The 21,490-nt window shown below is 39.6% G+C and carries 20 protein-coding genes, 2 tRNA genes and 1 pseudogene; 10 read left to right on the top strand and 13 right to left on the bottom strand.

Annotated features, from left to right (window positions below):
* From INE92_RS06380 to INE92_RS06365, 4 genes are read left to right on the top strand one after another with little or no spacing between them, the layout of a single operon-like run.
* Entirely contained in the window at window positions 1-1,197 is a 1,197-nt protein-coding gene (locus INE92_RS06380; protein ID WP_015531133.1) for a metallophosphoesterase family protein, read from the top strand.
* A gap of 8 nt (window positions 1,198-1,205) precedes the next feature.
* Window positions 1,206-1,556, top strand: a complete 351-nt coding sequence (locus INE92_RS06375; protein ID WP_015531132.1) for a hypothetical protein — start codon at window positions 1,206-1,208, stop codon at window positions 1,554-1,556.
* A gap of 20 nt (window positions 1,557-1,576) precedes the next feature.
* A complete protein-coding gene (locus tag INE92_RS06370; protein ID WP_149944834.1) occupies window positions 1,577-2,071 on the top strand; it encodes an N-acetylmuramoyl-L-alanine amidase in 495 nt (164 codons plus the stop codon).
* Window positions 2,068-2,571, top strand: coding sequence for a hypothetical protein (locus INE92_RS06365; protein ID WP_015531130.1), 504 nt, complete (start codon window positions 2,068-2,070; stop codon window positions 2,569-2,571). Before INE92_RS06370 ends, INE92_RS06365 begins: the two co-directional genes overlap by 4 nt.
* Window positions 2,572-2,619: 48 nt before the next feature.
* On the opposite strand, the gene INE92_RS06360 is transcribed toward INE92_RS06365, so the two are convergent.
* The 4 genes from INE92_RS06360 to INE92_RS06345 form a co-directional block, all read right to left on the bottom strand.
* On the bottom strand, window positions 2,620-3,831 hold the full coding sequence (locus INE92_RS06360) for a tyrosine-type recombinase/integrase (RefSeq protein WP_015531129.1): 1,212 nt from the start codon (window positions 3,829-3,831) through the stop codon (window positions 2,620-2,622).
* 122 nt (window positions 3,832-3,953) lie between these two features.
* Window positions 3,954-4,028, bottom strand: a tRNA-Pro gene (locus INE92_RS06355).
* 37 nt (window positions 4,029-4,065) lie between these two features.
* Window positions 4,066-4,140 (bottom strand) — tRNA-Pro (locus INE92_RS06350).
* 114 nt (window positions 4,141-4,254) lie between these two features.
* Window positions 4,255-5,007 (bottom strand): class I SAM-dependent methyltransferase, encoded by a 753-nt coding sequence (locus tag INE92_RS06345; protein WP_015531128.1) that lies wholly within the window; start codon window positions 5,005-5,007, stop codon window positions 4,255-4,257.
* 1,044 nt (window positions 5,008-6,051) lie between these two features.
* Between INE92_RS06345 and INE92_RS06340 the strand changes: the two genes are divergently transcribed.
* The gene (locus tag INE92_RS06340; RefSeq protein WP_195436679.1) at window positions 6,052-6,246 is read left to right on the top strand and encodes a hypothetical protein; all 195 of its coding nucleotides are present in this window, start codon (window positions 6,052-6,054) and stop codon (window positions 6,244-6,246) included.
* A gap of 63 nt (window positions 6,247-6,309) precedes the next feature.
* Here the strand turns inward: INE92_RS06340 and INE92_RS06335 are convergent.
* Window positions 6,310-6,471: pseudogene (locus INE92_RS06335) on the bottom strand (ATP-binding protein); the annotation flags it as partial.
* A 68-nt stretch (window positions 6,472-6,539) separates the two neighbouring features.
* The gene (gene spt, locus INE92_RS06330) at window positions 6,540-7,724 is read right to left on the bottom strand and encodes a serine palmitoyltransferase (RefSeq protein ID WP_004312889.1); all 1,185 of its coding nucleotides are present in this window, start codon (window positions 7,722-7,724) and stop codon (window positions 6,540-6,542) included.
* A gap of 219 nt (window positions 7,725-7,943) precedes the next feature.
* On the opposite strand from spt, the gene INE92_RS06325 reads away from it, so the two are divergent.
* From INE92_RS06325 to INE92_RS06310, 4 genes are all read left to right on the top strand, one after another.
* Entirely contained in the window at window positions 7,944-8,969 is a 1,026-nt protein-coding gene (locus tag INE92_RS06325) for a diacylglycerol/lipid kinase family protein (protein WP_004312888.1), read from the top strand.
* 108 nt (window positions 8,970-9,077) lie between these two features.
* On the top strand, window positions 9,078-10,841 hold the full coding sequence (aspS, locus tag INE92_RS06320) for an aspartate--tRNA ligase (RefSeq protein WP_134993568.1): 1,764 nt from the start codon (window positions 9,078-9,080) through the stop codon (window positions 10,839-10,841).
* The gene (locus INE92_RS06315; protein WP_004312886.1) at window positions 10,838-11,227 is read left to right on the top strand and encodes a GtrA family protein; all 390 of its coding nucleotides are present in this window, start codon (window positions 10,838-10,840) and stop codon (window positions 11,225-11,227) included. The genes aspS and INE92_RS06315 overlap by 4 nt, the downstream gene beginning before the upstream one ends.
* Before the next feature lie 280 nt (window positions 11,228-11,507).
* Complete coding sequence (locus INE92_RS06310) at window positions 11,508-12,866, top strand: transposase (protein ID WP_212701986.1); 1,359 nt, start codon at window positions 11,508-11,510, stop codon at window positions 12,864-12,866.
* 377 nt (window positions 12,867-13,243) lie between these two features.
* Here INE92_RS06310 and INE92_RS06305 read toward each other — a convergent pair whose 3' ends face one another.
* The 7 genes from INE92_RS06305 to INE92_RS06275 form a co-directional block, all read right to left on the bottom strand.
* Window positions 13,244-14,128, bottom strand: a complete 885-nt coding sequence (locus INE92_RS06305) for a carbon-nitrogen hydrolase (RefSeq protein WP_015531126.1) — start codon at window positions 14,126-14,128, stop codon at window positions 13,244-13,246.
* A gap of 29 nt (window positions 14,129-14,157) precedes the next feature.
* A complete protein-coding gene (locus INE92_RS06300) occupies window positions 14,158-15,273 on the bottom strand; it encodes an agmatine deiminase family protein (protein WP_004312884.1) in 1,116 nt (371 codons plus the stop codon).
* Between the two features lie 87 nt (window positions 15,274-15,360).
* Complete coding sequence (locus INE92_RS06295; protein ID WP_004312883.1) at window positions 15,361-15,903, bottom strand: ferredoxin domain-containing protein; 543 nt, start codon at window positions 15,901-15,903, stop codon at window positions 15,361-15,363.
* A gap of 232 nt (window positions 15,904-16,135) precedes the next feature.
* Window positions 16,136-16,888 carry a restriction endonuclease gene (locus INE92_RS06290; RefSeq protein ID WP_004312882.1) on the bottom strand — a complete coding sequence of 251 codons (753 nt, stop codon included), beginning with the start codon at window positions 16,886-16,888 and terminating at the stop codon, window positions 16,136-16,138.
* 135 nt (window positions 16,889-17,023) lie between these two features.
* Window positions 17,024-17,689 (bottom strand): hypothetical protein, encoded by a 666-nt coding sequence (locus INE92_RS06285; RefSeq protein ID WP_004312881.1) that lies wholly within the window; start codon window positions 17,687-17,689, stop codon window positions 17,024-17,026.
* A 33-nt stretch (window positions 17,690-17,722) separates the two neighbouring features.
* On the bottom strand, window positions 17,723-18,574 hold the full coding sequence (locus tag INE92_RS06280; protein WP_004312880.1) for a hypothetical protein: 852 nt from the start codon (window positions 18,572-18,574) through the stop codon (window positions 17,723-17,725).
* A gap of 501 nt (window positions 18,575-19,075) precedes the next feature.
* A complete protein-coding gene (locus INE92_RS06275; protein WP_008640217.1) occupies window positions 19,076-19,249 on the bottom strand; it encodes a hypothetical protein in 174 nt (57 codons plus the stop codon).
* Between the two features lie 438 nt (window positions 19,250-19,687).
* Here INE92_RS06275 and INE92_RS06270 point away from each other — a divergent pair, with 438 nt between their 5' ends.
* Complete coding sequence (locus INE92_RS06270; protein ID WP_022063873.1) at window positions 19,688-20,821, top strand: site-specific integrase; 1,134 nt, start codon at window positions 19,688-19,690, stop codon at window positions 20,819-20,821.
* Window positions 20,822-21,490 lie beyond the last annotated feature (669 nt).

Here is a 21,490-nt window from a genome sequence, read left to right as displayed (position 1 = left end):
ATGGAAAAGAAGATAGTACAATTATCCGATAAATCTAACAATCTGCAACCTTTGCCTGTAACGGTATCTGATGCAGTTTATTTAACAGGAATCAATCCAATCCGGGGAACAGTAGGACGCTTTTCGGACGGAGAGGATGTAAATGGCCTCACTTTAACGGAGTTTATAAATAAAGCGTTCTGCTTTCAGGAATCATTCTCTTTCTTTCATATATCAGACACTCATAAATCAATCTACGGCTTAAATAAGTGTAAGGAATTGATGGACACAGACGAGAGTATATATACGCTTGTTACAGGTGATTTGCAGCTTACTTCCGAAATGAAACAAGTTGTTGCATCAAGTGACAGGTTTCTTGTGATGTTAGGGAATCATGATGTAGCGGATGATTTCGCTCATAATCAAGCGGATGCGAAGGCTAATTATATCACTCCGTATATGACAACCAGAGCCGTAATGGGTGATCCTGAAGGCGCAGGGAGTTACTGGCATAAAGACTTTGTTGTAGACAAGAATACTATCCGTATAATTTCCTTTGATGAATATGAATACACAGAGGTTGGAACTCCATCAGGTTCACAGCATGGTGTTGTATATTCACAGAAGCAAATGAACTGGTTTATTAACTTGCTGAAGAATACTCCTTCTAGTTATTATCTGATTCTTGCGCATCACCAACCTGTATCAGCATATCGAAATGAGAATATGGGCGAGTTTATTTCAGAAAAAGCACCGGATAACTATGAATATGAATCAATTAATAACGCTTCGGACAAGAGCAAGTCCTGCGACCCTTTGATCCTTCCTAAAATCATGGATGCTTACTTGAAGAAAACGGTGATAGAAGGCACTTTCTTCTGTGGTGATGTAAATGGTACTCAATTAACTATAAATGAAGATTTTTCCGCAAGTACTCCTTGTAAATTCTTATTTCATATTGGTGGTCATACGCATTGGGATGTATGCGAATATCTTCCACTTTTTCCAGAACAATTGCAATTAGTGATAGATCAGGATAGGCCACAGCAATATAAATATTCAGATTTGAAAAGAAGTACAGGTGATGAATCTGCATATTGCATAAATCGTGTAACAATCGATTTTGATGAAAAGAAAGTGAAGTTACAACGCATTGGTGCCCATATAACGGATTCTAATAAGAATAGACAGAATCTAGAGTCTAAACTGAAAATATAAAGGTATAAATGGAACTAAACGATTGGCTAACAATACTCGGAGCTTTAGGAGGCTTGGAGGCAATTAAATGGATTGTAAATTTCTACGTCAATCGGAAGACTGATGCAAGGAAAGAGGATGCAGCAGCAGATGCAGCAGAGAATGAAAACGAGCGGAAACAAGTTGCCTGGCTTGAAGAGCGTATTGCTCAACGTGATACGAAAATTGATGCTATCTATGTAGAGCTTCGTCAGGAACAGGCGGAGAAGTTACAGCTTATTCATGATAAACATGAATTGGAATTACGGCTGAAAGAATCAGAGATAAAAAAATGTGATGTTCGCGGATGCTCTAACCGGCAGCCGCCAAGTGATTATTAATTAAAATGGGAGGAAAAGAAATGAAAACTATTGATTCGATTATTATCCACTGCTCGGCCACACGTGCCGGGCAGGATTTACGTGCAAAAGACATTGACCGGATACACAAACAAAGAGGCTTTAGTCAGATCGGTTATAATTATGTGATCGACCTTGACGGAATGGTTGAGAATGGGCGACCGTTAAGCATTGATGGAGCGCATTGTAATACCAAAGGATTTTCAGAGTCTTCGTATAATAAGCATAGTGTTGGCATCTGTTATATCGGAGGACTGGACGCCTCTGGAAAGCCTGCTGATACACGAACGATTGCTCAAAAAACTAGTTTACGTGAGCTGGTAGCAAAGTTATGTAAGGAGTATGATATTGTCGAGGTTCTCGGACATCGTGATACTTCATCCGATTTGGACGGGTCCGGTGAAGTTGAACCGGCAGAATACATCAAGGCTTGTCCCTGCTTTGACGTTCGTTCCGAGTTTTCTAATTTTCTTCGTAATACAGTGATCTTGCCATGAAAGCGCTAATTTATATAACCATATTCCTGATGTCAGGAATATGGTTGTCATCTTGCAAAACTTCTCGTAACATCGATACACAAAAGCAGATTGACTATTCAGGGGACTTTTTGTATCTGCGAAACTTAATAGAATCCCTACGGCTGGATGTGAATAAGCAAACGAAAATTACTACTGACAAACTTCGTGATCTGAAGATTGAAAATACAACTGTTTACTTATCTGCTCCGGATTCAACAGGGAAACAATATCCGGTGAAAGAAAGTATCACTACTGCAACTAAGCAGGATCAGGAACGAACAGAAGTTGATGAAACATTATCTCTTACCTTACAACAGTTTTCTAACCGATTAGATACTATTAGTAGTAAGGTGAATGCTATATTGAGCCAAAAAGAAAAGGTCGTAGAGTTATCATGGTGGGATTTACATAAAAATAAAGCATATATCATTATAGCTCTGATAATTGCAGTGGGGGGAGTGTATAGCCGAAATAAATAATCTAAAAGAGGCAGCGTTCGTTGCCTCTTTTAGGTTGTAGGTTGTACGTTAGATATCGGGAAAATCATTTCTTATTTTATCGCTTTTTACAGCGAAGTTTCTTCTAATGTATCGTTCTGTAGTATCAATAGATTTATGACGAAAGTGACGTTGTAGTTCCCAAGTATCAATACCTTCATTTACAAGTTTTACCCCTCCTGTATGTTTGAAACTGTATAATTTGTATTGATTTGAAACATTGAGTCGATCACGTATTTTATCAAACCTAAATCTAAAATTATTCTTTCCCAACATTGTTTTGCCAGGGACACCATTATGAGAGAATATATAAAAATCTTTGGGATGTGTATCGAGGTTCAAGATATTATATATATAGTCATATAATTGGCGTGGAATGTTTACCGATTCGGTCTGTCGATTCTTACTGATATCTTTGGGGACTGTTATTATGTGATTGTCAAAGTCTATGTCTCCAATTTGTAGTTGTCTGCACTCATTTGGACGGATGGCACAATAATATTCCATTTGACACACTAACCATAATTGAGGATCATGTTCCTTTATGTGCTTTGATAGTAACTGACGCTCCCGGTCAGGAATTGGTTTGGCTGCTTCATCTTTAATGCTACCCATATTAGGTATATCATGTACCGGATTAGTATCTATAATCCTTTTTACCTTTAGTAAATAATCAAAGAAACCATGTAATATTTGAGTGTACTTTTTCACTGTTCGCTGGCTTACATCATGCTTTTCTACAATATAGCATAGAAATTCGCATATTGAATTCTGTTCGAAAAAACAAATGTTTTTTTTGTCCAAACCAGTTTGCTCCACCCATTCACAAAATATGCGGAGTTTGGATTTATAAGTCTGAAAAGAGTGAGGAATTACTTCTACTTTTTTAATTGCTAAGAAATCAGAGAGATATGTACGTATTCCGATAGAACCTTTTCTTTCATTACCCCATCGTTTCGCAATGTTATGATATAGCAACTCATCATTGTAGCTAACTTTTGTGTCTAAGAATGGAATTTCCCCCTTAGCAAATTTCTCCTTAATGTCATTTATGATTTTTTCTGCGAAAGCGTAACGTTCTTCTTTGGTCTTTAATTTTGCAAAACCGTTATAGACCCGGAATCGTTTCATTTCATCTGTTTGAGGATTGCGACATGAATACTCTACGAACCATGTTTTACTCAAATCACCACCACAATCTTTTAGGTGTGGTAAGATAACAATAGACTTTTGTTTTGCCATAATAATCACTTTTAATTGTATATTGACGATTTACCAACTAAAAGACAATTATAGACACTTTGAAGATCGAGTTAAAAAGAATACATTTATGTATGTAACTAATTGATATTCTTTTAATTTTGTCGGGATACCAGGATTCGAACCTGGGACCCCCTGCTCCCAAAGCAGGTGCGCTAACCGGACTGCGCTACATCCCGAAGTGCTTTTATAATAACCCTTTCTGTCTTTTTGTAGTCGGGGTAGCGGGATTCGAACCCACGACCCCCTGCTCCCAAAGCAGGTGCGCTAACCGGACTGCGCTACACCCCGCTACTTTTTTGAAGGGTTGTTCTTTTCAAAAGCGGTGCAAAGATAGGGAGTATTTTTTAATTAACAATAGCTAAACGAATGTTTTTTATCTATTATTTTTCAATGCCTTGAATCTCATAGCTTTGCGTCTTTACTTTTTTTCTTGGCAGAGATCAAAAGCATCATCGGACGCCGTAATTCATCTTTCATTCCTGGGATGGTATCCAGCAATCTTTCGTCCGGTTGTGGCTCTATAAGTTCGCATATCTCAAATCCGGTTTGAAGGAGTCCGTTTATATACGTAGTCAGCGTTTTGTGGTATTTGACAACCTCTTCGCCCAGAAAGATTGCTGTGCGCTTGCCTTCCGTAAAATAGCGATCTACCGGCCAATGGATAGGCTTTCCGTCCTGGTCGTAATGCCATTCCTGATTGCCATAGGCTGTAAATACCGGATGTTCTACGGAGAAGACGAAGGCGCCTCCTGGAGTCAGGCAGTTATTGATTTTCCGGCATATATCCGTAAAAGATTCAAGATAATGGAAGGTTAGCGAACTGATGACAATGTCATAAGTATCCGGCTGGAAATCAAAGTCTTCGATAGCCATGCATTGGTGTTCAATGAATGGAGAAGGATTCCTTTTCCGGGCTTCTTCGAGCATCTTCTCCGAAATATCAATTCCGGTAACGTGTGTTGCTCCGTGTTCTATCGCATAGACACAATGCCAACCGAATCCGCAGCCTAAGTCTAAAACTCTTTTCCCTGCAAAATCGGGGAGCATTTTCTGCAATACATGCCATTCTCCGGCTCCTTTCAAGCCTTCCACCGAGCGGGACATTTGAGAATATTGACTGAAGAAATCGCTATTGTCGTATTTGTTTTCTTTCATAATTTAATAAGAGGATGAGTTGAATGAAAGCACAAATATATGATTTAATTTATATATTTATAGAAAAGGTATACATAAATCAGGGCAACCGTCTCAAAAGTTTGTTTCATTAGAACACAGATTTGAATTAAATGCTACATAGTGAAAAACATCTATCATAAGTATCATTCATTTTAATAGTATTCTCATTGTCAAAAGAATAAGTATGATAGATAGCTTTAAAAAAAGGTATCTATCATACTTTTACCAGCAAAAACAGGTTGTCTATCATCAATGGAATAGTCGAATAAAGGCCCTATATGCATAAGATAGCTTGTTTTTGTTGCAATGAATCCGTATAAATCCGATGATCACGGCTTAATAATCCAACTTTAATGGCGATAAGTTTATAGCCCACACCTGTAAACCGTGCAGCCCGCATCTGTAGGCTGTACAGTTTGCAGGTGTGGGCTGTACAGCCTGCATACGTGGGCTATATAAATACCACCATTCCCAATAGATTATTAAGCTGTCAAATACAGGTTATCATCCTATAAAACGTGTATCCCTATGCCTTTAAATGGGTAATCTCACCTAATACTACACTAAAAATAGACAAAGTATAGGCATGATAGATAGCCGTTTTTTGCAATAAAAGTATGATAGATACCTTTAAAAAAGGTATCTATCATACTTATTCTTTTGATAATGAGAATACTATTAAAATGAATGATAGCATGATGGATATTTTTTCACTATGTAACGGTTCTTCGTCAAATTTGGTGGTAAATTCTTTATCTCTTTATTTCCAAGTTAATAATTATCCCTTTTTATTTGCTTTCATAAATTAGGCACTGACTGAATTAGCTAAATGAGCGGAGAAAAACTTACCACCAAATTTGACGAAGAACCTATGTAACTATTCAATTTAAATCTTGTATCGGAATGAACAAGTCCATAGTGGTATATTGGGGGTGGTTTCTTTGTACACGAATAATTTGTGAGTATGAACTATCTTTCAATGTTTTCTGTTCTATAAATAAGAATTTTAAAATGAAAAGCCTTATGAAAACAAGAAAACAAAAAGAAACAGGTGAAAAAGAAGTCCACTTGTTAGAGCAAAAAGGATATGAAAAAATGGTGAATGAGATTGTTCCCGTTCAACAGGCGGAAGTATATCGCAAGCCGACTCGTAAAGCAGTCAAAGAAGCTGTTAAGGAGTTAAATCCGGATACAAATAGTCTGGGCAGTAGAGGATGATTTATCCTCTGCTGCCCAGATTAATCCATCGTATTAAAGAATCCGGAAGACTTTTGGTGGCTCTCATTTAGGGAAAGTAAGAATAAAACAGCTTCCTTTCCCTAATTCAGATTTTACGTTGATACTTCCGTCATGCAAAGCCATGATCTGTTTGCACAGGCTCAATCCAATATCCGAACCGGATGTTTTGGTTATGAAGAAAGGAACGAAAATCTTATCTAAAAGTCCGGCACATTGATTTGTGTCAGACTTTTATTTTATTCACTTGATATGAGTGATTTATTTCTCGTAGATTATAAAAGATCCAATGCTTTAAATGCCTTAACTAGCTTTTCTACAGCACGGTCTATTTGATCTTTTGTATGAGTAGCCATTAATGCCACACGTACCAAAGTATCTTGCGGTGCACATGCCGGAGGAATAACCGGATTGATGAATACACCTTCATCAAAAGCTAATTTGGTAACCATAAACGTTTTTTCCGTGTCACGTACGTAAAGAGGGATGATAGGTGATTCTGTTGCACCGATTTCAAAGCCAGCTTCACGGAAACGTTTCAATGCATAGTTGGTAGCTTCCCACAATGCTTCAAGTCTTTCCGGTTCATTTTGGATGATGTGGAGAGCTTCGAGAGCAGATGCAGTAGCAGCCGGAGTGTTGGATGCACTGAAAATATAAGTACGTGCGTTGTGACGTAACCAGTTGATGATAGAAGAATCAGCGGCGATAAATCCGCCGATAGAAGCCAGTGACTTGCTGAAAGTACCCATAATCAAATCAACCTCGTGAGTCAGACCGAAATGGTCGCAGACGCCACGTCCTTGTTTTCCGAATACGCCCAAGCCGTGAGCTTCGTCTACCATGATAGTAGCGTTGTATTTATGTTTCAAGCGTACGATTTCGGGCAAGTTTGCCAAGTCACCTTCCATAGAGAACACACCGTCCACTATGATTAGTTTCACTGAATCTGGATTGCACTTTTGAAGTTGCTTTTCCAGATCCGCCATATCGTTATGCTTATATTTTAATTGTTGAGAGAAGGAGAGACGACGGCCATCTACGATAGATGCGTGGTCGCGGTCATCGCAAATGATATAATCATTGCGGTCTGTCAAAGCAGGAATAACTCCGGAATTCACCGTAAAACCGGTTGAGAAGCAGAGCGCTTCATCTTTGCCTACAAAGGCAGCCAGTTCTTTTTCCAACTGAACGTGCAGGTCAAGCGTACCATTCAAGAAGCGCGAGCCTGCGCAACCGGAACCATATTTATGCATGGCGTTGATACCAGCTTCAATCACTCTTTCATCTCCCGTAAGGCCAGTGTATGCATTGGAACCGAACATCAACACTTCGTGTCCGCCCATTTCTACCTCTGTACCCTGCTTTCCTTCTATCTCACGGAAATATGGGTAAACGCCCTGTGCCATAAACTTTTGTGGCAGGTCGTACTTAGCTAACTTCTCTTGTAATAATCCCATGAATTATAATTTTTATACTCATACTCAGATCGTTCGCTGACGATCTTACATCCTTTTATCTTAACAAGTGTTTAAAAACAGGGGGCAAAGATAACAAAATTTGCTTTTATCTGTTCTTTTTAAGAGAAAAAAGTTGTTCTCGTATGATTAGAAACCTCTAATAGATTAAAATTTAAGATATTTATATTACTTTTGTCGTCTACAATCGACAAGAATAGCATGAACGAAAGAATGAAAAAAATAAAATTCGTCGTCAATCCTATTTCGGGAACACAAAGTAAAGAATTGATTCTTAACTTGCTGGACGAAAAAATAGACAAGGCGAGATACTCTTGGGAAGTAGTGTATACGGAAAGAGCCGGTCATGCAGTAGAAATAGCTGCCAAAGCTGCCGAAGAGAAAACAGATATAGTAGTGGCTATTGGTGGGGATGGAACAATCAATGAAATAGCTCGTTCGTTGGTGCATACTGATACCGCGCTGGGAATTATTCCCTGTGGATCGGGCAATGGACTGGCGAGGCATCTGCATATACCGATGGAACCGAAGAGAGCATTGGAAGTGCTGAACGAAGGTTGCATGGATGTGATAGATTATGGTAAGATTAACGGTACGGATTTTTTCTGCACTTGCGGAGTGGGATTCGACGCGTTTGTCAGTCTGAAGTTTGCGCATGCCGGTAAACGGGGGCTATTGACTTATCTGGAGAAAACCCTGCAGGAAAGTCTTAAATATGAGCCGGAAACGTACGAACTGGAAACGGAAAACGGAGTTTCCAAGTATAAAGCCTTCCTGATTGCCTGCGGAAATGCGTCGCAATATGGAAACAATGCTTATATCGCACCGCAAGCCACTCTGACAGATGGTTTGCTGGATGTGACCATTCTCGAACCGTTCACCGTATTGGACGTTCCTTCATTGGCCTTTCAATTATTCAATAAAACAATCGATCAGAATAGCCGTATCAAGACTTTCCGCTGCAAGCAGTTGTGCATCCGCCGGACTACTCCGGGCGTCGTGCATTTTGATGGTGACCCCATGGAAACGGATGCCAATGTAAATATTCAACTGATTCAAAGAGGATTGCGCGTGGTAGTGCCACGAGCATCGGAAAAGGACGCAGCCAATGTGCTCCAAAGAGCGCAGGAATATATGAATGGCATCAAATTGATGAATGAAGCCATCGTCGACAATATAACAGATAGAAACAAGAAAATATTGAAAAAGCTGACAAAGAAAGTCTGATAAAATAACGGATTACTGACACCGAATTACAAATTATTGCGTACTTTTGCGCAGTTTTGGTTCGATCAAAATAAAAACGCGAGTGATAATCGTTTAAATAAAAAATATATGTTTAGAACGCACACATGTGGAGAACTTAGAATCTCTGATGTAAACAAGCAAGTCACGCTGTCCGGATGGGTACAGCGCAGCCGTAAGATGGGAGGGATGACTTTCATTGACCTTCGCGACCGTTACGGAATTACCCAATTGGTTTTTAATGAAGAAATTAATGCTGAACTCTGTGAACGTGCTAATAAATTGGGACGTGAGTTCGTCATTCAAGTGACAGGAACGGTTAATGAACGTTTCAGCAAGAATGCAAACATTCCTACCGGAGACATTGAAATCATTGTTTCCGAACTGAACGTACTAAATACTGCCATGACTCCTCCGTTCACTATCGAAGATAACACGGATGGGGGTGATGATATCCGCATGAAATACCGTTATCTGGATTTACGCCGTAACGCTGTACGTTCCAATTTGGAACTGCGTCATAAAATGACAATTGAAGTTCGCAAATATCTGGATAGTCTGGGTTTCATCGAAGTGGAAACGCCCGTTTTGATCGGTTCTACTCCTGAAGGCGCACGCGACTTCGTGGTGCCGTCACGTATGAATCCGGGACAGTTCTACGCACTTCCGCAGTCTCCGCAGACCTTGAAACAGTTGTTGATGGTTTCCGGTTTCGACCGTTATTTCCAGATTGCGAAATGTTTCCGCGACGAGGACTTGCGTGCCGATCGTCAGCCGGAATTTACACAGATCGACTGTGAAATGAGCTTCGTTGAGCAAGAAGATATTATCTCTACTTTCGAAGGAATGGCTAAACATTTGTTTAAGACTCTTCGTGGGGTGGAACTGAATGAACCATTCCAACGTATGTCTTGGGCGGACGCCATGAAATATTATGGTAGCGATAAACCGGATTTGCGTTTCGGCATGAAATTCGTGGAACTGATGGATATCATGAAAGGTCACGGATTCTCTGTATTCGATAATGCGGCTTATGTGGGCGGTATCTGTGCAGAAGGTGCTGCGACTTATACCCGTAAGCAGCTGGATGCATTGACCGAATTTGTAAAGAAACCGCAGATTGGTGCGAAAGGAATGGTTTATGCTCGTGTGGAAGCCGACGGAACGGTGAAATCGAGTGTAGATAAATTCTATACGCAGGAGGTGCTCCAGCAAATGAAAGATGCATTTGGAGCTAAACCGGGTGATTTGATTCTGATTCTGTCTGGCGACGATGTAATGAAAACACGTAAACAACTTTGCGAGCTTCGTCTGGAAATGGGTGCTCAACTGGGATTGCGTGATAAGAATAAGTTTGTTTGCCTTTGGGTGATTGACTTCCCGATGTTCGAATGGAGCGAGGAGGAAGGACGCCTGATGGCTATGCATCATCCGTTTACTCATCCGAAAGAGGAAGATATTCCGATGTTGGACACTGATCCGGCAGCTGTACGTGCAGATGCATACGATATGGTAATCAACGGTGTGGAAGTTGGCGGCGGATCTATCCGTATCCACGATGCGAAATTGCAGGCGAAGATGTTCGAGATTCTTGGATTCACTCCGGAGAAGGCAGAGGCACAGTTTGGTTTCCTGATGAATGCCTTTAAGTATGGTGCGCCTCCTCACGGTGGTTTGGCATACGGACTCGACCGTTGGGTGTCTTTGTTTGCAGGATTGGATTCTATACGCGACTGTATTGCGTTCCCGAAAAATAATTCCGGACGTGATGTGATGTTGGACGCACCCTCTGCAATCGACCAGAGCCAGCTTGATGAACTGAATTTGATCGTAGATTTGAAAGAGGGCGAGTGAAAGAATCTGTACGCATATTCCGTTTTATAGTCATCGGTACAATGAACGCTTTGATTATGGCGTTGGTTGTATGGTTAATGATGAAAGAAATGTCATTTGACGGCGACTATATGGTGGCTAATATAACAGCGTATCTGATAGCTCAAATCCATAACTTTCTCTGGTGCAAATACTGGATATTCCCCGTAGAAAATAAAAAGAATAGTATCTGGAAACAGATACTGCTCTTTTGTTCTGCTTTTGCCGTGGCTTACACCGCACAGTTTTTATTTCTTATCTTATTGGTAGAAGGACTGGACATGAATGAATATCTGGCTCAATTTCTGGGATTGTTTATTTATGGAGGAGCTAATTTCCTAGCCAACAAGAAAATAACTTTTCAATGAAATAGTTATTAAATATAATATATAGAAAGGGCACAGAGTTTTAAATTTAGATTTTGACTCTGTGCCCTTCTTATTTCCTTACTGTAGCAGGGACATTTCCCACATAATAAATATAATAGGGACTGTCTGACAAGTCCCTCATTAATAAGGGATATTCCTAAAATAATAAAATTTAAGGCAACTAATTCATTGCGAGTTAGTTGCCTTTTTTGTATCTTTAAGCATTCCCCCCAAAAAACGGTTTGACGGCCAAAACGGGGGTAATTAAAAATAAAAACACATGGTAAAGATACAAAAAATCTCAGAAATCGAACCTTGTTTAGGTTTTACCGAGTTCGATATACTTAAAAAATATCGTCAAAGTTTTGCAACGAGTGAATTAGGTCGACTCCATTCTCTGTTCCCTTTCTCGGAACTGGCCCGACAAATGCATTTGAAGTCCTCTGCTTTGGGTCGTAAAAGTTATTTTTCTCCCGAAGGTAAAATAGCCTTGATGGTCTTGAAGTCCTATACCAACTTTTCCGATGCACAACTGATTGAGCATTTAAACGGTAATATTCATTACCAGTTATTTTGTGGTGTTCAGATTGATCCGCTTCATCCACTAACCAATCCTAAAATCGTTAGTGCAATTCGTCAGGAACTAGCGGATCGCCTTGACGTTGAGTCCCTCCAGCTCATTCTTGCCGAGCATTGGAAACCTTATCTTGAGAACCTTCATGTCTGTATGACCGATGCCACCTGTTATGAAAGTCATCTGCGTTTTCCTACTGATACCAAACTCTTATGGGAAGGTATTGTATGGCTTCATCGTCATCTGTGCAAACATTGCCAGACCTTGCACATACAACGTCCCCGTAACAAGTATCTTGATGTACGCCGTGCCTATCTTGCTTATAGTAAACTGCGTAAACGCAAGAAATCACAGACTCGTATGATTACACGAAGGTTACTTCAGTTATTGGAAAAGTTACTTGACCAGCTGGAGCTGCTTCATTCATCCTACAGGAACAGGCTTACACTATCCTCTGATTACCAAAGACGTTTCTCGGTCATACAGACAGTCCTTGAGCAAGGGAAGAATTTATTTGCAGGCAAAAAAGTGTCCAACCGTATCGTGAGTATCGACCGGCATTACCTTCGCCCCATTATTAGAGGCAAGGAAACCAAATCCGTTGAATTCGGAGCCAAAGTCAACAATATACAGATAGACGGAATCTCCTTTATAGAACATATCTCCTTTAAGGCTTTTAACGAAGGAGTACGTTTGAAAGACTGTATTCATCTGCAACAACAACTGACCGGGGTTAGGGTTAAGGCGCTTGCGGCGGATTCAATCTATGCCAATAATGCCAACCGGAAATTTTGTACAAAATATCATATAAGTACTTCCTTTAAGCGTAAGGGCAGAGCTGCCAAAGATGAGCCGCTTCGGAAAATCTTACGGTCGGAACTCAGCCGTGAAAGAGCTACCCGCCTGGAAGGAAGTTTTGGAACGCAGAAACAACATTACTCACTGGCCAGGATAAAAGCTAGAAACAGGAAAACGGAAGTACTTTGGATTTTCTTTGGGATACATACAGCCAATGCGGTATGTATGATAGAAAAGGTCGAAAAGAAAAAAAGAAAGGCAGCATAATCTGACTAAAATAACAGGAAAAACAGGAGAGGTTTTAACTTCCCCTAAAAAAGACATGTACATAATGCATGGGGGGAAGGAAAAAACAAGAATATGTAAACAATATTATACAAAAAAGATAGAAGACTGGGAGAGTTGAACGAAAAAATCAAGAGAAAAGCTCACGTAAAGCAAAGCTTTTCTCTTGATTTTTTAGAAAGAGGAACATTTACTGAATATCCCTAATAATTTCACCCACGCTATAACTATCTGTAGCGTGGGTGATTTTCAATATTTAGAATTCGTTAGACGGCTCCTTTTTTTTGTTGTGATATTTATAAATATCCTCTCTTATGTCTTTGGGAGTGAACTTTATTGGGGAACTTCTGCATTGAACTTTAATCGAGGAAGCGTTTGGTAAGCCCTTCGTATTCGTCAATCCGGCGATCACGGAGGAAAGGCCACCAGCGGCGGACGTTTTCCGAGCGTTCCATATCTATTTCCACTACCATGTTTTCCGGATGATCGTTTCCGGCTTGTGCCAGGAATTCTCCTTGCGGTCCTGCTACGAAACTGTTTCCCCAAAATAGGATGCCGTTTGTCTGTCCGGAAGGATCGGGCTCGTGTCCTACACGGTTGACGGAGATAACAGGAAGACCATTGGCAACGGCATGGGCACGCTGCGAAATAATCCAGGCGTTAAGTTGGCGGGCTTTTTCGTCGTCCGTGTCACTGCTTTCCCAGCCGATGGCAGTAGGATAAATTAAAAGTTCCGCACCTTTCAGTGCCATCAGGCGGGCAGCTTCCGGATACCATTGATCCCAGCATACCAGTACGCCCAGCTTTCCTAAAGAGGTTTGAATGGGTTCAAAACCGATGTCTCCGGGAGTGAAATAGAATTTTTCGTAGTAAGCCGGATCATCGGGAATATGCATTTTCCGGTATTTACCCGCAATGCTTCCGTCGCGGTCGAACACAACAGCGGTGTTATGATATAGTCCGGGGGCACGTTTCTCAAAAAGAGAGGTGACAAGGACTACTTTATTGGCGGCTGCCAACTCGGAATAAAAGCCTGTGGATGGTCCGGGAATGGGTTCAGCCAGATCAAACAGGTTGGTGTTTTCTGTTTGGCAGAAATAAAGTGAATTGTGTAACTCTTGAAGCACAATCAGTTGCGCACCGTGAGCAGCGCAAGCCTCGATACTCTTTGCGAGGTTCATCAGGTTGACCCGAATATCTGCGGTATTGGATTGTTGGATGATTCCGACTTTTATCTTTTTCATGATGAATAATTACTTGGTTGATTCATTCGTTATTTTATAACTCCCAATGGGTATTGCATGGTGACACAATGCAGGGAACCGTGTTGCTTAATCAGGGCACGGCAGTCTATTCCGATTATCTGATGGCCTGGAAATGCTTGTTGTAACACTTCTCTTGCTTTTTGGTCATTTGCCGGCTGATGGTATGTCGGGTAGAGAATCACTTCGTTCATAATCAGGAAGTTGGCGTAAGTTGCGGGTAGGCGTTCGCCGTCTTCTTCGATCTTGTCCGCCATCGGTAAGGCTAACAGGCGATAGGGTTCTCCTGCTAAGGTGCGGAATGTTTTCAGTTGTTCCTCCATTGCGAGTAATGCTTGGTAGTGTTCGTCTTCTTTGTCATCGCATTTTACGTAAGCAATGGTGTCGGTAGAACAGAAACGTGCCAAAGTGTCGATGTGGCTGTCAGTGTCGTCGCCGGCAAGATAGCCGTGGTCTAACCAAAGAACCTTTTGCAGGTGGAAGGTTGATTTCAGGTATTCTTCTATCTCTACTTGGTTCAGTCGCCCGTTCCGCTGGGGAGAAAGCAGACATTCGGAGGTAGTGAGCAGTGTGCCCATTCCGTCGCTTTCGATGGAGCCTCCTTCGAGAACGAAGTCGAGACGGTCTATATACTGGCCTTTCAAGGCTCCGGCTTCTACCGCTTGTTTGGTGATTTGATTATCCAGTTCGGAAGCAAATTTCAGTCCCCAGCCGTTGAATGTAAAGTCGAGCAGGGAAGGGGTGCCGGTGTCTATCATGGTGATGGCTCCGTGGTCGCGTGCCCATGTGTCATTGGTGGCACATTCCAGAAAGCGGACGTTGTTCATGTTGACGGTAGCGGCTATCTGTTTTTTCACTTCTTCCGGTTCGGGGGTGACAATCAATAGTAACTCTCGCTTCGCTATTTCCCTGGCTATGTTTATAAAACACTCTTGCACTTCTGCCAGCATGTATGCCCAGTCTGTACCGGTGTGTGGCCATGTCAACTGTATACCACTCTGCGTATGCCATTCGGCGGGCAAATGAGGTGCTCTCATTTCTACCTGCACGGTCATGTTTTTGCCGAAATTCAACTGCAAATCTTTCTCCGAGCCACTTGGGCTGGGAAGTCCAACCATGATTCCCATTAGACTATTATCTATTTAGTTATTTATAAAATCAGTTTATTGTCTGCGTCAGTCGTCAGTGTGCCTGTTACGCATCATTACGTATTATTATGAATTCGTTTCTTGCTTTGGCTTCCGGTCAAAGAACGGATTCTTAGAAGATGCACTTACAGGAATGGCCATTACCATCTTGCAGTCTTTCAGCCAGTTCAGGCGTTGTGCTGCCAGCCCGGCGGAGAACATCACACGTGTGTCTACACGCAAATCGGCGGCAGTAGCGCAGGCGGAACCTATGGCGATACCTACGTCTATGCTGTTCAATGCGCAAGGAACTCCTTCTGTACGTCCGTCGCAGGTGGTGAAGCCGCAATGACCGCAGTTTAAGCCTTGTGTCTGCTCGCGTGTTCCTATCAATACAACACATTCGGCACTTAAGATGTTGTCGGCATCACGAAGGAAAAATTTCATTCCGTGTTCTTCTACCATAGCTATCATAGTGTCCGATAGTTGTTTAATCTCTTCATCTGTGATTAGGGCCACTTCGATAATATCGATTCCTTTTCCTTTCGGAGCAGTACGCGCAGCCGTCATCATCTGGCGGGCTACTTGTAATACATGCTCATGACGGGCATCTCTTTCGTTCAGTATCATAACTTTTCTTGAATTAATTAGTGAGGCAAAGATAGATCAAAATTGGAAAACTTTACATTAAACGATGAAAGAAAAAAGGGAAAATCGCTTCTTTACACTTTCGTAGTTTACACTTTCACTGTCCGTAACCTTCGCATCGAATATCTCATTTTATCAAAGAGGAAACAGGCTGAGTGCTTACGCTTAAAGTTCATTTTTCAAGGTATGATACTGTCATTTTTGAAAGTAAAACTTATTCTTTCAACTTAAAAGTAAGTCTTAAGGGGTTTTCATCCAACTTAAAGAATGGTACTTGTGACAAGATTAATACAATACCGGAAGAAGCTCGTTTTACGCAATTCTGGTTGATATAATCCCGAGTGATTTCTCCTTTTTTTAATAGTATTTTAATGGCATTTTTGAAATGTTCTATTTCAATTTTACCTGGGTTTCCTTGTGAGGTTATTCTTGTTATTCCTGCCCAATCTACGTTTGTGATTATATTTTCTTTTCCTCGGTTATTATACAAAGTTTTCCCTTTGAGTGGCATAATGTATGTTTCCCAAATGGAATCGAACGTGTATTCCTCATTGGTAAAAAAAATGTTTGAGCTCTTAGATTCTATATCTTGTACTTTTTTGGGGGAGGCTGATGAATAAAGGGTACCTTCTGCTGTTTTGGTTGTTTTGTCAGGATAATCAATTATTTGCAAATCTATTTGTAGACGGTTGGCTACTTCTATAGCATCAGGCATGATTTCTCCATTGGTAACTAAAATAGCTTTATTGCATCCAAAATAATCTTTTGCACCATGTAACTCCATTATCATGCTTCTATTTACTTTTCTAGAGTTTCCGTACATTTTTACTTGAATCGCTATCTTTTCCCTTCCTTTTGTGGCAAAAATATCAATTCCATAATCTCCGCTTTGTGGAGTTAATTCAGTGGTATATCCTTGTTTATTGAATAATTCTCGGATATACTCTTCATATTCTCTTGGTTTCATATAAATAAAATTAGTTTAATGATGAAAGTTATGTTTTCGTTCTTCTATGTGATGTGTCATGTAGTTCTCCAATTCTTTACGTAGCATAAGTGTTAAGGAAATGTTTAACGAACTATTGATTGAATAGAAATAAATCTAATTTCTTTTTCTCATAAATTTTTGAGCAAAATAGATAATTTCAAGAGGTGTCAATCGGTAAATAATTTTATTATCATTTTCTAATACCCAGTTTTGAGTATCAGATTGAAATTTCCATTCCAACTTTAATATATCCTTACCTAAGTTTTCAGCTAATAGTTGCTTTGTCTTATCAAGCACTAGCATTGTCGTCATTTGGCGTATTGCCATAGGTCTAACATAGTCCTTGATTTCCAATACCTTTCCTTTATTATCAAGAACGAATGTAATTTCACCTGATTCTACTTTTAAACCTGTACGTTTGGATTTTATATTATGAACCAATGATACAGCTATAAATGCATCAGGGGCTTCTGATATTTCAAAATATTGGTCAAACACTCCTCTGCTATCAAGAAGTTTTATACAACCGCGAAGTGTGTCTGTTTTTTGCTCCTCCATTTTCAATTTTATGGGATAACGTGCGTCTTGCACAATTAAGATCCATTCAATAGGTTCATGAATGAGAGTATCCGATAATGATACTGCATTGAAAAACTCCTTGATACAGTTTTTTGACCATTCAACTAATTGATGTTGTTCCGTTTGAGAACTTTCCGTATTTTGTCCTAAAACATTTGTTGTAAAACATAAAAGCAGGAATAAAAAAATATACTTTCTCATAAACAATAATATTAAAGCATGACAAATTCTATATCAATAAAAATTGGTAAATAATAGCTTGTACTGTTCCTCTGCACTTTTACTAATAGAGAAATATCCGTAGGAAACTTCTTTAACTTTTCCTTTGGGAGATATTATGAATACGCTGTGCTTTGTTTGCTTATATCCATCTCTTCCTTCTATTATATATTTATGCTCAATACATAATGCTGCGTGTATCCAGTTAGGATGAAAATCAGCAACTTGTTTAATAGAAGAAAATGTAAAATCCAACGCATCAAAGACTTTTCGTTCTAAAGTTAATTTTGTATATAGTGTCCATTCTATAGGAATATATTTTTGTGAGTTATTCAGATTTTCTGAAATATGTTTTCTTACTATATCCTCTCCCCATATTATAAGCTCCTCGTTATTACTATTTCTTAATGGACCTTGTATCATACCTGTAATTTGTTCTATCCCTGTATAATCTTCTCCATCAATACGATTGACAAAATTTGTAATATTCCCTTTTTTGTCAAATTCAATATGTTTACAATAATGAGATTCACAACCTTTTTTATTGATTATTTTGAATGTATGTGAAAGGCGCAATGTATTCCATTCAACGGAAGGTATATGAAAAGTGCTATACGTAGTTGTATGACCTAAATCATCAGTATAACCACTTCCTTCCCATTTTAATGCTATATATTCTTCATTATTGTACAAATTGTTTTTAATATATTCTTTTGTTTTTGCCTTAATCCAGTTTGTCTTTTGTTCTTCACTTGCATTGGGATTGAATTCAGGGAGATAATCTTTCTGAAAAGAAACACCCCAGATGATTAGTAATCCTATTATAACTATGATACTAAATAAAATGAACTTATCAGAATTATTCATGAGAATGAATATGTTTAGATAATAGAATAAAGTATTGCTGTAAATATGATTCCGACTAATGTACCTATCAAAGCAGATTTTGTTTTTCCTTCATGGCGATTCCATGAAGTAAAGCACAAAATCAGACCAATCAGTGGTATTAAGAAGCTGACGAACAGATAACTTAGACTAATTTCGTTATTATTAGATGGGATGTTATTTTGTGAACAACCACAGAATGGACAGTTTGAAGCACTATCTGATATTTGCTTCCCGCAATCTTTACAATAAATTAAGGACATATTTTTACAATTGAGAGTTGTGGAATTTTGTGAATAATTTAGTGTAGGCTCATTACTTTTATCATAAGTAATAAGCTCCTTATAACATTTGGGACATTTGAATATAACGTCCGGTTTAGAAGGAGCTTCTATCACATTCTTACAAAAGGGACATTCAACCATTGAAGAATCAATCTTTTTTATTTCATTATTGTTTTCCATATAATCAAAGTTTATATTATTAAACATCTATTCCTATAAAATTTAAAAACGCAAATATCCAACATAACATGAATAAACAGAATAGTACTGTTAGAATTAAAAAATCTTCATTGTGTTTTTTTACACCAACTTCTTGGGAAAGAAGAATTCTAACTCCAATTTCAGGTTTGGGAATTGCCGAAATTTTTTCCATAAACATCCTATTTATAATATCATTTCGACTCCCTAAAATGAGGTTATACATAAAAAAGAAAGTGTGGAGTCGTCTGTTTATCTATCGGGAGGTTCTGGTAAACCTAAGGAACAAATAAACAATACCCCACACTTGTATAGATATGCGCATAGGTAACACATACGAAAATACAAGTGATGAGTGTTATTGTTATCCCTGTTCCTTTTGAAATTTACCAGATTTATAAAGTATAAATTATGGAGGAAAACAAAAGTCAATCAAATGAAAATAAATATGCTGTATAATAAGCAATTAAGCTATATCTGCATCTTCTCTTGTTTTACTTGATTATTGTTGCTTGGCTCTTTTTCGGTACATTTTTGTTTCTTATTTGTTCCTTAATTCGGATTATTCTTTCTACCTTTGTGGCAGAAATAACGAGTAAAGCAAGGAGGAATTATGCCACGAGTAAAGAAGCCCGCAAAAGTCAAAGAACCTATCCGTCTTCGGATGAAAGAGTTGGCCAATGGAAACAAAAGCCTGTATCTGGATATATACCGCGACGGCAAACGGACGTATGAATATCTGAAGATGTATCTTATTCCAGAAACGGATCACAATGCCCGTAGACAGAACGAAACGACAATGGCTGCCGCCAATGCTATCAAGTCGAAGCGCATTATCCAACTGACCAACGGAGAAGCGGGTATCGAAACCCGTGAAAAGGTTTTTCTTCTGGACTGGATGGAAACCTACAAAGAGAATCAGGCAAAGCGAGGAAAAAAAGATGGAAACCAAATCCAAGTTACTATCCGCATACTGAAAGATTATGCCGGAGAACGTATGACAATGGATCAAATTGACAAGGCGTTCTGCCAAGAGTATATCGACTACTTGCTGACGGAGTATCGCCCCAAAGGGAAACGGGTATCTAACTTTACGCTTCACACCTACTACCGTATCTTGAACGGAGCTTTGAATGCAGCCGTACGAGCGGAAATTATAAAAGTCAATCCTTTTACCAAAATCAACAATTCGGATAAAATCCGTCTGCCGGAAAGTAAGCGGTCTTATATGACCATAGAAGAGGTTCGGGCATTGATTGGTACTCCGATGAAAAACGAAGCCGTAAAACAGGCTTATTTGTTCTCCTGCTTCTGCGGACTGCGGATAAGCGATATTATCAGTTTGAAGTGGAAAGACGTGTTTGTCGATAGAGGACAATACCGTTTGGCCGTATCCATGCAAAAGACCAAAGAGCCGATTTATCTACCTCTTTCCCCTGAAGCGTTGAAGTGGATGCCGGAACGTGGAGAGAAGACATCGGAAGATCATGTATTCGATTTGCCGAGCCCAACGATGATAAACACGCTTCTCAAACCTTGGGCGAAAGCGGCTGGAATAGATAAGCGGTTTTCGTTCCACACCAGTCGGCACACGTTTGCGACGATGATGCTGACGCTCGGTGCAGACCTCTACACGACCTCGAAATTACTCGGCCATGCAGATGTCAAGATGACGCAGGTGTATGCCAAAATCATCAACCAGAAAAAGGATGATGCGGTCAATTTAGTAAACGGATTGTTCGACTAAAGCAGCTGCCGAATTTTAGGGTTGCCCGATGTTTTTTGCTGGTGCAGTTTATTCCCGCGCGGGCATATATAATTCTGTTTAGTTTAGTATTTCTCTATATATAGGGCAAGAAAACTAAAGTAAACCGTTTCGTAAAAACAACTGAAAAGAAAGCGCATAGGTGTATAACGATAGCGAAGTTTATAAAACTTCCAAATCAAATATATACTTTCATATTGACAAAAAACACCGCTGAAGCACAATGCCAGCGGTATTCTTTTTAATCCCCCTTTTTATGAATATGGGGCTTAAGAGACGGCGTATTCCCTGGTGTCTGCTTGTTGTCTCTTTGACGTCTGTCTGGTTTCCCTGTGGATTTTGCAATCCTTTTTGGTCCTGGCTTAATTCCCATGTCTATTAATTTTAAGTTTAAAAAATAAGGACAATAAAAATGCCAATCATGTATTTGGCACAAAATAGCCATATTTATGGCATAATAGTGTCATTTTGGCAGATTATTTGTGATCTTTTTTAGAATTACATTGGACAATCTTACAATTTCTGCTTGCAGATTGTATGGCAATCCTCCCGACGCAGTAAGGCGGTTGGGGTATTAGGCTCCCCCGAAATAAATTTCGTGGCACATGGATAAGTTCATGTAGTATTATATAATGGCAAAATAAAATCAGC

It is taken from the genome of Bacteroides xylanisolvens (assembly GCF_018289135.1).
GTDB lineage: Bacteria > Bacteroidota > Bacteroidia > Bacteroidales > Bacteroidaceae > Bacteroides > Bacteroides xylanisolvens.
Note: the sequence above shows the minus strand (reverse complement) of the source record. Positions and strands in the feature narration are given on the sequence as shown.

Bases quoted from the DNA above. Each gene is read 5' to 3' on its own strand.
- INE92_RS06380 (WP_015531133.1), top strand. From the start codon at position 1: ATGGAAAAGAAGATAGTACAATTATCCGATAAATCTAACAATCTGCAA.
- INE92_RS06375 (WP_015531132.1), top strand. From the start codon at position 1,206: ATGGAACTAAACGATTGGCTAACAATACTCGGAGCTTTAGGAGGCTTG.
- INE92_RS06370 (WP_149944834.1), top strand. From the start codon at position 1,577: ATGAAAACTATTGATTCGATTATTATCCACTGCTCGGCCACACGTGCC.
- INE92_RS06365 (WP_015531130.1), top strand. From the start codon at position 2,068: ATGAAAGCGCTAATTTATATAACCATATTCCTGATGTCAGGAATATGG.
- INE92_RS06360 (WP_015531129.1), bottom strand. From the start codon at position 3,831: ATGGCAAAACAAAAGTCTATTGTTATCTTACCACACCTAAAAGATTGT.
- INE92_RS06345 (WP_015531128.1), bottom strand. From the start codon at position 5,007: ATGAAAGAAAACAAATACGACAATAGCGATTTCTTCAGTCAATATTCT.
- INE92_RS06340 (WP_195436679.1), top strand. From the start codon at position 6,052: ATGAAAACAAGAAAACAAAAAGAAACAGGTGAAAAAGAAGTCCACTTG.
- spt (WP_004312889.1), bottom strand. From the start codon at position 7,724: ATGGGATTATTACAAGAGAAGTTAGCTAAGTACGACCTGCCACAAAAG.
- INE92_RS06325 (WP_004312888.1), top strand. From the start codon at position 7,944: ATGAACGAAAGAATGAAAAAAATAAAATTCGTCGTCAATCCTATTTCG.
- aspS (WP_134993568.1), top strand. From the start codon at position 9,078: ATGTTTAGAACGCACACATGTGGAGAACTTAGAATCTCTGATGTAAAC.
- INE92_RS06310 (WP_212701986.1), top strand. From the start codon at position 11,508: ATGGTAAAGATACAAAAAATCTCAGAAATCGAACCTTGTTTAGGTTTT.
- INE92_RS06305 (WP_015531126.1), bottom strand. From the start codon at position 14,128: ATGAAAAAGATAAAAGTCGGAATCATCCAACAATCCAATACCGCAGAT.
- INE92_RS06300 (WP_004312884.1), bottom strand. From the start codon at position 15,273: ATGGGAATCATGGTTGGACTTCCCAGCCCAAGTGGCTCGGAGAAAGAT.
- INE92_RS06295 (WP_004312883.1), bottom strand. From the start codon at position 15,903: ATGATACTGAACGAAAGAGATGCCCGTCATGAGCATGTATTACAAGTA.
- INE92_RS06290 (WP_004312882.1), bottom strand. From the start codon at position 16,888: ATGAAACCAAGAGAATATGAAGAGTATATCCGAGAATTATTCAATAAA.
- INE92_RS06285 (WP_004312881.1), bottom strand. From the start codon at position 17,689: ATGAGAAAGTATATTTTTTTATTCCTGCTTTTATGTTTTACAACAAAT.
- INE92_RS06280 (WP_004312880.1), bottom strand. From the start codon at position 18,574: ATGAATAATTCTGATAAGTTCATTTTATTTAGTATCATAGTTATAATA.
- INE92_RS06275 (WP_008640217.1), bottom strand. From the start codon at position 19,249: ATGGAAAAAATTTCGGCAATTCCCAAACCTGAAATTGGAGTTAGAATT.
- INE92_RS06270 (WP_022063873.1), top strand. From the start codon at position 19,688: ATGCCACGAGTAAAGAAGCCCGCAAAAGTCAAAGAACCTATCCGTCTT.